This is a genomic window from Rhizobacter sp. P2_H2 (assembly GCF_056403375.1).
The window spans coordinates 1-5,216 of sequence record NZ_JBFUFP010000326.1 but is presented as its reverse complement, the minus strand read 5'-3'; the positions used below and the strand labels follow the sequence as shown (position 1 = coordinate 5,216).

General features: G+C 70.4%; 4 protein-coding genes. 3 read left to right on the top strand and 1 reads right to left on the bottom strand.

The genetic code is table 11. The annotated features are described in order from the left end of the window. The 3 genes from AC1D15_RS17055 to AC1D15_RS17045 form a co-directional block, all read left to right on the top strand. On the top strand, window positions 1-462 hold a 462-nt coding region (locus AC1D15_RS17055), incomplete at its 5' end, for a hypothetical protein (RefSeq protein WP_477826901.1). A gap of 75 nt (window positions 463-537) precedes the next feature. Beyond that, a complete protein-coding gene (locus tag AC1D15_RS17050) occupies window positions 538-1,800 on the top strand; it encodes an HlyD family secretion protein (protein ID WP_477826900.1) in 1,263 nt (420 codons plus the stop codon). Continuing rightward, window positions 1,797-3,980: a peptidase domain-containing ABC transporter gene (locus tag AC1D15_RS17045; protein ID WP_477826899.1), complete on the top strand. Its 2,184-nt coding sequence runs from the start codon at window positions 1,797-1,799 to the stop codon at window positions 3,978-3,980. The genes AC1D15_RS17050 and AC1D15_RS17045 overlap by 4 nt, the downstream gene beginning before the upstream one ends. On the opposite strand, the gene AC1D15_RS17040 is transcribed toward AC1D15_RS17045, so the two are convergent. Beyond that, on the bottom strand, window positions 3,937-5,216 hold a 1,280-nt coding region (locus AC1D15_RS17040; protein ID WP_477826898.1), incomplete at its 5' end, for a type II toxin-antitoxin system HipA family toxin. The genes AC1D15_RS17045 and AC1D15_RS17040 overlap by 44 nt on opposite strands.

The following is a 5,216-nucleotide window of genomic DNA, read 5'->3' as shown; positions in this document are numbered from 1 at the left end:
GACCACTCCAACGCCGATTGCGGGCAGCATGCGTCCGGCAGCCACGACTACTTCGTCAGTTCCCACGATCCGTATTTCGGGGCCCCTTCGGTCGAAAGCGTGCGCAGTCCGCTGCACCTCGACGTGAACAACGGCCTCACGTTCGACCAGTTCGCCGCCACCCCGATTCCCCACGGGGCCACCTCGGTGGCCCACTGGAACAATGACACGCAGGGCTTCCACTACGCGCGGATCCACCGCGACGCGTACGGCCAGGTCACCCACCTGTCGCAGACCGATGCCAACACCGCCGACCAACCGGGCAAGGGTGGGGTGTTCCGGAAGTACGACAAGGGCATGAACCTGGTCGGACAGCGTGGCGTGCAACCTGTCACCCACCTGCGCAACCACGGCGAGTTCGCGGCGTACTGCGTCAACAACTACAGCGCGAACGGCCTGTTCTTCTTCACCAGTCACAGCTGACGCCGGCCGGCCGGGCATGTGCAGCGGGTGGTTTCTCCGATACTCTGCGCGTCTCGAAGGCTTCACCTGCCCGCCGTGCCCGACCTGTTCCGCCGCCAGGCCATCGACCACCAGCGCCAGAAGTTCCACGGCGCCATCGTGCTGACGCGCAGCCCGCAGCAGGCCGCGTGGACGGCTTTCTTCGTGCTGCTGGTGTTCGCGCTGATCGCGTTCGCCGCGACGCAGGGCTTTGCGCGCCAGGAAACCGTCGGCGGCGTGCTGCTGCCGAGCGGCGGCGTGCTGCGGCTGGTGGCGCCGCAGGCCGGCGTGGTGCTCGCGGGTGGTGCCGCGCAGGGGCAGCAGGTGGCGGCGAACGCGCCGGTGCTGCGCTTGTCGGCCGAGCAATCCAGCGCGCAGGGGCCGACGCAGTCGGCCGTCGCCGACTCGCTGACCAGCCGCCAGCAGGCGCTGCGCGACGAGCTGAAGCAGCAGGCCGAGCAGGCGCGCCAGCAGGCCGCCGCGCTCGATGCGCGCAGCACCAGCCTGGAGGCTTCGCTGAGGCAGCATGAGCGCGAGATCGCGTTGCAGCGCGAACGCGTCGCGGTGATGCAGGACATCGCCGCGCGCTACCCGGAGCTGGTGCGCTCGGGCGCGGTGTCGCCGGTCGAGGTCGCCGAGAAGAACGCCGAGGTGCTCGACCAGCAGTCGCGCCTGGCCACGCTGGAGCGCCAGCGGCTCGCGCTGCAGCAGGACCTGGCCGCCACCCGCGCGCAGCGCCAGGCCGTGCCGCTGCAGGCCGACCGCGAGGGCTCGCAGCTGCGGCGCGAATCGCAGGCGCTGTCGCAGCAGCAGGCCGAGAACGAAGCGCGCCGCGAGACGGCCGTGCTGGCACCACAGGCCGGGCGCATCGCCACCGTGCTCGCCAGCCCCGGCCAATCGGTCGCRGCGGGCCAGCTGCTGGCGACGCTGCTGCCCGGCGGCAACGGCGGCGCACTGGAAGCCGAGCTCGACGTGCCGACCCGCGCCGCCGGTTTCGTGAAGCCGGGCACGCCGGTGAAGCTGCGCGTCGATGCGTTCCCGTATGCGCGCTTCGGCCAGCTGCCGGCGCACGTTCGCGARGTGTCGCAGAGCGCGGTGACGGCCGTCGACAGCCGGTCCGCTGACGTGGTGGGCGGCGCGGCGGGCGGCGGCACCTACCGCGTGCGCGTCGTGATCGACCCGACCGACAGCGCCGCGCTCGCCTGGCGCGACGCGCTGAAGGCCGGCATGCGCGTGCAGGCCAGCCTGGTCGCCGAGAAGCGCACGCTGATCGAGTGGGTGCTGGAGCCGCTGGCCGGCCTGCAGGTGGCGGCGCGATGAGCCTGGAGCAGGATCCGGTGCCGCCCGGCGTGACGCGCCGGCTCGGCCTGTCGCGCCACCTGCCGGTGATCGTGCAGACCGAGGCCACCGAATGCGGGCTCGCGAGCATCGCGATGATCGCCGTCTACCACGGCATCGACACCGACCTGCCGACGCTGCGGCTGCGCTTCGCGCTGTCGCGCAAGGGCACCAACTTCGAGAGCATGGTGCGCATCGCCGGTGCACTCGGGCTGGACAACCGGCCGTTGAAGCTCGAGATGGAGCACCTGCCGCAGCTCCAGCTGCCCTGCGTGCTGCACTGGGACATGAACCACTTCGTCGTGCTGAAGTCGGTGTCGGCGCGGCGCATCGTGATCCACGACCCGGCGATCGGCGTGCGCAGCTTCACGCCGGAAGAGTTCGCGCAGCACTTCACCGGCATCGCGATGGAGCTGACGCCGGCCGCCGGCTTCGAGCCGCGGCGCGAGAAGCTCGAGTTCACGCTGCGCGGGTTGATGGGCCGCATCACCGGGCTCGGGCCGGCGCTCGGGCAGATCCTGGCGCTCGCGGTGGCGCTCGAGGTGGTGGTGATCGCGCTGCCGTTCTACCTGCAGTGGGTGGTCGACCACGGGCTGCTCGCGGCCGACCTCGACCTGCTCGCGATCCTCGCGATCGGCTTCGGGCTGCTGGTGCTGCTGCAGACGGGCCTCGGCGCGGTGCGCGGCTGGTGGGTCGCGACGCTGAGCGCGCGGCTCAATTTCCAGTGGCTGGGCAACGTGTTCGGCCACCTGGTGAAGCTGCCGCTGGAGTTCTTCGAGAAGCGGCACGTCGGCCACATCATCTCGTGCTTCGGGTCGGTGACGGTGATCCAGAAGACGCTGACGACCAGCGTGGTCACCGCGCTGGTCGATGCGCTGATGGTGCTCGGCACCGCCGCGATGATGGCGGCCTACAGCCTGAAGCTGCTCGCGGTGTCGCTGGCCGCGATGGCGCTGTACGCCGGCTTGCGCTGGTCGGTGTTCCGGGCGCTGCGCGCGGCGAGCGCCGAGGAGATCATCCACGCCGCGCGGCAGCAGACGCACTTCCTCGAGACCGCGAGCGGCATCCAGAGCGTGCGGCTGTTCGGCCGCGGCAACCTGCGCCGCGCCGGCTGGATGAACATGCTGGCCGACCAGTTCAACGCCGGCCTGCGGGTGCAGCGCGTGCACATCGGCAACGAGACGGCGCAGACGCTGCTGTTCGGGCTGGAGCGGGTGCTGGTGGTGTGGCTCGCGGCGCGCTCGGTGCTGGCCGGCAGCTTCACGGTCGGCATGCTGTTCGCGTACATGGCCTACAAGGAGCTGTTCTCGACGCGCGTCGCGTCGATGATCGACAAGCTGTCGGAGCTGGCGATGCTGCGGCTGCACGGCGAGCGCGTGGCCGACATCGTGCTGGCCGAGGCCGAGGCGGCCGAGGGGCTGGCGGGTGCGAACGCGGTCGAGGTCGACCTGTCGCGCCGGCCGGCGCGCATCGAGCTGCGCGGCGTCTCGTACCGCTACGCGAGCACCGAGCCGTGGGTGCTGGAGAACGTCGACCTGACGGTGGAAGCCGGCGAGTGCCTCGCGCTGACCGGTGCCTCGGGTTGCGGCAAGACGACGCTGGTGAAGGTGATGCTCGGGCTGCTGCCGCCGACGCAGGGCGAGGTGCTGTTCGACGGCACGCCGATCCTGCACCTGGGTCTCGCGAACTACCGCGCGCTGATCGGCACGGTGATGCAGGAGGATCGCCTGTTCTCCGGCTCGCTGGCCGACAACATCTGCTTCTTCGATGCCGAGCCCGACATGGCGCGCATCGAGGCCTGCGCCAAGCTCGCGGCGATCGAGGCCGAGATCCAGGCGATGCCGATGGGCTACCACACGCTGGTCGGCGAYGTGGGCGTCGGCATCTCGGGCGGGCAGAAACAGCGCGTGCTGCTGGCGCGTGCGCTGTACCGCCAGCCGCGCATCCTGGTGCTCGACGAGGCGACCAGCCACCTCGACCTGCGCAACGAGCAGACGGTGAACGACGCGGTGGCGGCGATGCAGCTGACGCGCGTGGTGGTCGCGCACCGGCCGGACACGATCGCGATGGCGGATCGGGTGGTGGTGATCGAGCGGGGGCGGGTAGCGGGGGAGGAGCCTACCCCCACCCCACATCCCGCGGATGCCGCATCGCCGAGCTGACGATCTCCAGGTCCTTCGCCTCGACGCCGAATTCCTCGAACCGGGTTCGCCATTCGCGCACGCAGCGGGCGATGCGATCGACGATCTCGCGGGCCTGCTCTTGCGTCAGCCCGAACATCGGCGCCCGGCTCAACGCATTCGACAAGGTCGCGAGACGCCCTTGCGCACCGACGCTCAGGTGCAGGTAGCGCGTGTGCCCCACCTGTGGCTTCGGCAGCACGTCGTAGAGCGGGCTGAGCGTCCAGCCCTTGGCCTGCGGCTGCCACACGAACGCATGGTTGCGCAGGTGGTCGTCGTCGTTGCTGACCAGGATGTTGAAGACCATGCGGCCGAACAGCTCCGTGCGGTCGCCCTGCACCCGCCCTGCCGCGCCGATGGCGGCGAGCTTCAGCGAGATGTCGGCATACGACGCCTGTGAGGACTGCGACTCGTGCAGTTCGAGCGCCGTCAGCGCACTGATGGCGTGGCGCCGCGCGAAGCCGCCTTCGCAGGGGTAGCGGTCGAAGCGCTCGATCAGCATCACGTCGCGGCCATCGGGCAGGCGCAGCAGTTCGGTCGCCGGCACGGTCAGGCCGCAGGTGCGGGCCAGCTCCAGCGTCGCCCGCTCCACCGCCGGGATGTTGAAGCGATCGTCGACCGACGGGAACTTCGCGAGGTACTGGACGCCGTCCTTCACCACCACCGCCTTCGGGCGCGCGCCGCCCATGCTGGGGCCGGCATCGAACAACTGCTCCAGCTCCTGCGGCACCGRCTCGCTGCGCTGGACCTTGTCGGCCGCATCCAGCAGGTAGCGCACGTCGGCCACCGGTACCAGCCGGCCGCGCGTCTCCTCGTGCTGCAGGCTCGAGCGAACGTCTAGCGCGCCGAACCGGTTCGAGCCGGCCTCCATCAGGTAGCGCGTCTCCGGCAACGCATTCGGCGGCACCTTCAGGATGTTCTCGATGACGCGGCGGCCCCACATGTCGGGCATCGCATCGCGCACGGCACCGAAGAACTCCAGGCCGTTGGACGGCTCGTACGTGCGCTGCGAGCCGGGCACGGCCCCCTCGAGCGACAGCGTCGCCGCATCGACCGGGATGGCTTTCGGCCGTTCGAGGTACTTGGCGCCATAGCCGAAGCTCGACGACACGCGCTTCAGCCCCTCTTCGACGATGCCCAACTGCCCGGCCGGAACAGCCTTCAGCTCGTCCGGCAACCAGGCGAAGACGACCCCTTTGAACTCAGAAGGCATAGGGA